Annotated in this window: 4 protein-coding genes and 1 pseudogene; 2 read left to right on the top strand and 3 right to left on the bottom strand. The window is 33.1% G+C overall.

The features are described from left to right. The 3 genes from ACKI5B_RS09625 to ACKI5B_RS09615 all read right to left on the bottom strand — a co-directional run. Positions 1–381, bottom strand: a 381-nt coding sequence (locus ACKI5B_RS09625; protein ID WP_486401672.1) for a hypothetical protein, incomplete at its 3' end; no start/stop codon positions are given. Continuing rightward, complete coding sequence (locus ACKI5B_RS09620; protein ID WP_407428176.1) at positions 365–1,762, bottom strand: hypothetical protein; 1,398 nt, start codon at positions 1,760–1,762, stop codon at positions 365–367. The genes ACKI5B_RS09620 and ACKI5B_RS09625, both read right to left, overlap by 17 nt. A 2-nt stretch (positions 1,763–1,764) precedes the next feature. Next, complete coding sequence (locus tag ACKI5B_RS09615) at positions 1,765–2,247, bottom strand: divergent PAP2 family protein (protein ID WP_407428174.1); 483 nt, start codon at positions 2,245–2,247, stop codon at positions 1,765–1,767. 60 nt (positions 2,248–2,307) lie between these two features. Here ACKI5B_RS09615 and ACKI5B_RS09610 point away from each other — a divergent pair, with 60 nt between their 5' ends. Then, entirely contained in the window at positions 2,308–3,306 is a 999-nt protein-coding gene (locus ACKI5B_RS09610; protein ID WP_407428172.1) for a pseudouridine synthase, read from the top strand. 10 nt (positions 3,307–3,316) lie between these two features. Further along, a pseudogene (locus ACKI5B_RS09605) lies at positions 3,317–3,528 on the top strand (hypothetical protein); the annotation flags it as partial.

Here is a 3,528-nt window from a genome sequence, read left to right as displayed (position 1 = left end):
ATTATAAATGCCGGCTTCTTTGAATAAGAAATTCAGTGAAGAACTGTCATAATTTGACCAGTTTTGTTTTATAAGTTTTTTACCAAGAAAAGAAAAACTGCCTTTTGTTTCGATAAAGGCACATAATCCCTGTTTTCCATTTGAAAACTGTTCATTTTTAATTGCAATAATTTTTCCAGGAACAGAAGAATGTATATAATTTGTGTGAAGTTTAGCAATTACCTCACCTTCTTTTACTAAATCACCTTCTTTTACAAGGATTTCAGTTAAATCACTTTCTTTTGTACAAAGAGGAATTTTTACAAGTTTAGGGAGAAATCCATTAACAGGAATAGTAAGATTGTTTTTATCAACGGAGATAAAATTAGATGCTGAGACCATAGCGTTTTCTTCCAATTATGTAATAAGCACCCAGACAAAGAGGTACTGTAATTAATATCAAAAGTGCTGCAAAAACAAATTTTTCACTTGAAGACTGTGACTGACCTTTTGAATAACCATAAGCTGTATTTTTTCCCTGCTTAAGCATGAGTTTTTCTAATGCAGGATAATTAAGCTGCTCAATTGTAGAATAAACAGATTCACGGAATTTAGAATTATAAACCAGCGCAGTTGAATCAGACACAACTATTTTGCCATTTGAATCTGCAGAATAGTCTTTTATTTGGACCTGCTGGTTTTCTTCCGGGATTTCAAAGGCTGCATTTTCAATTTTTTTGTAAGGAAAAGAAGCAGTATTCCAGGCCCAGTACATAAAATCAGTAAGGTTTACTATTGACGAATCAGATGAAGAAACAGGAGATGGTAATGCCGGCTTTACAGTTGAATCAGAAAGGTTATTTAATTTTCCAGAAAAATTAAGTGACACAGAAATTAAAACTAATGTAATTATCAAAAGTCCGATAAGTCTTATTCCAAGGTGTCCGATTACCGGAAACATTTTTGCACTTCTTATAAAGACCGGCTTAAACACTGACTTTTCATCCTGCTTTTCTTCATAAAAGCTGTAAAGATAAACAGAAGAAACAGTTGCAGTTACTGAAAGCAGATAAAAAACAGAATCAGCAGGTGAAACAAATACTAAAACAAGAGGTGGAAAGAATGTAAATAAAATGATATATGGTGAATTAAGGGCAGCCTTCAAAAAATCTTTACGCTTCCAAAGGCGGTGAAACAAAAACAAAGCAAAAATAAACAAAGAAATTCCTGCAGAAACTGAATATAAAGGTCTTGAAAAAGCAAAAACTATAGAAAAGAAAGAGGCTGCTGCAAAAAGCGGACGGTTTTTAGAAAAAAAGAAAAGAACTGCCCAAAACATGCAAAGTAAAATTGGAGCTATCCAGGGAAATGATGCTTTTCCATCTGTACCGGCCTTTGTAAGTGAAAATGAATTCAGTTCAGGTATGGCTTTATCCAGATACGAAGACTGATTTTCATTTACATAAAAAACCATTGCGGAAGAACTTTTGTCTGTAAAAAAAGCATTACGTTTAGCAATATACGAATCATCAGTCTGAAACTGGACAGGAGAAATTGAAGAAAGAACTGGAAGTCTTTGAGAAGATTTTGAAATCACATCTGTACAGCCATATTTTGAAAGAACAGCAAGAATATCATTTTCTTTCAAATCCTGTGAATAAACATAAAGAATCTGATATCCTTTCCATAACTGAGTTAAAGGAACTGTCTTAAAAGCTAAAAGAAGCACAAAAACGAGAACAGAAATTACAATAGCGACAATATTTTTTATATCAAACTTCATTTTTATAAGACTGAAAAAGCGATACCAATGAAAAAACCTAATAAACTTCCGACAAAAGCTTCCATGGGAGAATGTCCGTTAACTTCTTTTAGTTTTTCAAAATCACTTACCAGCCCCTTTTCTTTTATAATTTCACCGATTTCGTTTAATCTTCTTGCCTGTTTACCATTTGCACGTCTGACACCAACTGCATCCCGAATCGTTACAAGATAAAACACAAAAGAAAGTATAAATAAATCTGAATTAATTCCTGAACGAAAAGCAATTGAAGTGCTGAGGCAGGCTGTTATTGCAGAATGACTCGAAGGCATACTGCCGGTACGCCAGAGAAGAAGCTCAAAAAGTTCACGAAGAGAGTGAACATTACCCGAGAAAAGTTTGATAATAGTCTTAATAAACTGAGCACATAACCAACTAAAAACGCAAGCCAAAAATACAGGACTTTCGATTAACTTCTGCAGCTGCTCACTTGCATTTGACAACATATTCCTATTTTATCAGTCTATCATCTTTTAGTCTACTTAAAGATGTGATATTCTAATCACATGAATTTTATAAATTTTACAGCCGGCAATGATGATGAAGGACGAAGACTTGACCGTGTTATCAGAAAATTTATAAGTGAAGAAAGCCTTTCACTTTTATATAAATCATTACGAAAAGGTTTTATTAAGATTGACGGGAAAAAATGCACCGGCAATTATAGAATTACTTCCGGAAATAATATTCAGATTGCAGATTTTTTACTTACCGGAAAAAATACAGAATTATCAGAAACTGAAATAAATGCTGTTTCAAAAAAATTAATTTCAGATCTTAAAAAAATTACAGTTTTAAAAACAAATGAACTGCTTTTCATTAACAAACCTTATGACTATACAGTTCAGCCTGTAAATACAAATGATGAGCGTTCTTTAAGTATTCTCGTTCAAAGAGAATATGAATTAACACACTCAAATAATTCTCTTTCATTTAAAACCGGTCCTTTACACAGACTGGACAGAAAAACAACCGGAATACTCACCTTTTCACAGAATCTTGAAGGTGCAAAATATTTTTCACAGGCAATAAAACTTCACAAAATTCAAAAATATTACATTGCAATTTTACAGGGAAAATTGGAAGAAAAACAGATATGGCAAGACATAATCACAAAAAATGAAAATCAGTCATCAAATTTTCACACAGTTTCAGTCAATCAGGAAGACGGAAAAGAATCTTACACCGAAGTCACCCCTGTTTCACACGGATTGTATAAAGGGACTGAAGTAACTCTTGCCATTTTTTTCATTAAAACAGGCAGAACACATCAAATCAGAAGCCAGAGTTCATTTCACGGATTTCCTCTTTTAGGAGATACAGCTTACAATGGCAGAAAAATTAATTCTTTAGAAACCGGACGGGATTTTTTTCTTCATGCCTATAAATTAAAATTTCCAGAAAACAATCCTTTTAATCTGCCGGAAGAAATCAGCTCTCCTTTAGACAAAGATTTTCTTAAAATGATTGAAACTTCAGAATTTCCGGCTTATACTTTATTGTAAGGCTTTAATTATGGATTTTGAATTCATCAAAGAATTATTCGGTCTTGAAAAAAAAGAAACAACAGTTTTTGCTTTTTTTGGACCAAGCGGCACAGGAAAAAGTTTCAGGGCAAAACTCGTAGCACAGAGATACGCAATAAAGGCCGTTATAGATGATGGTCTTCTTATCCATAATGATGAAATTTTGGCCGGAAAATCAGCCAAACTCGAAAAAAGCTACAT

Source organism: Treponema sp., assembly GCF_045657965.1.
Taxonomy (GTDB): domain Bacteria; phylum Spirochaetota; class Spirochaetia; order Treponematales; family Treponemataceae; genus Treponema_D.
Note: the sequence above shows the minus strand (reverse complement) of the source record. Positions and strands in the feature narration are given on the sequence as shown.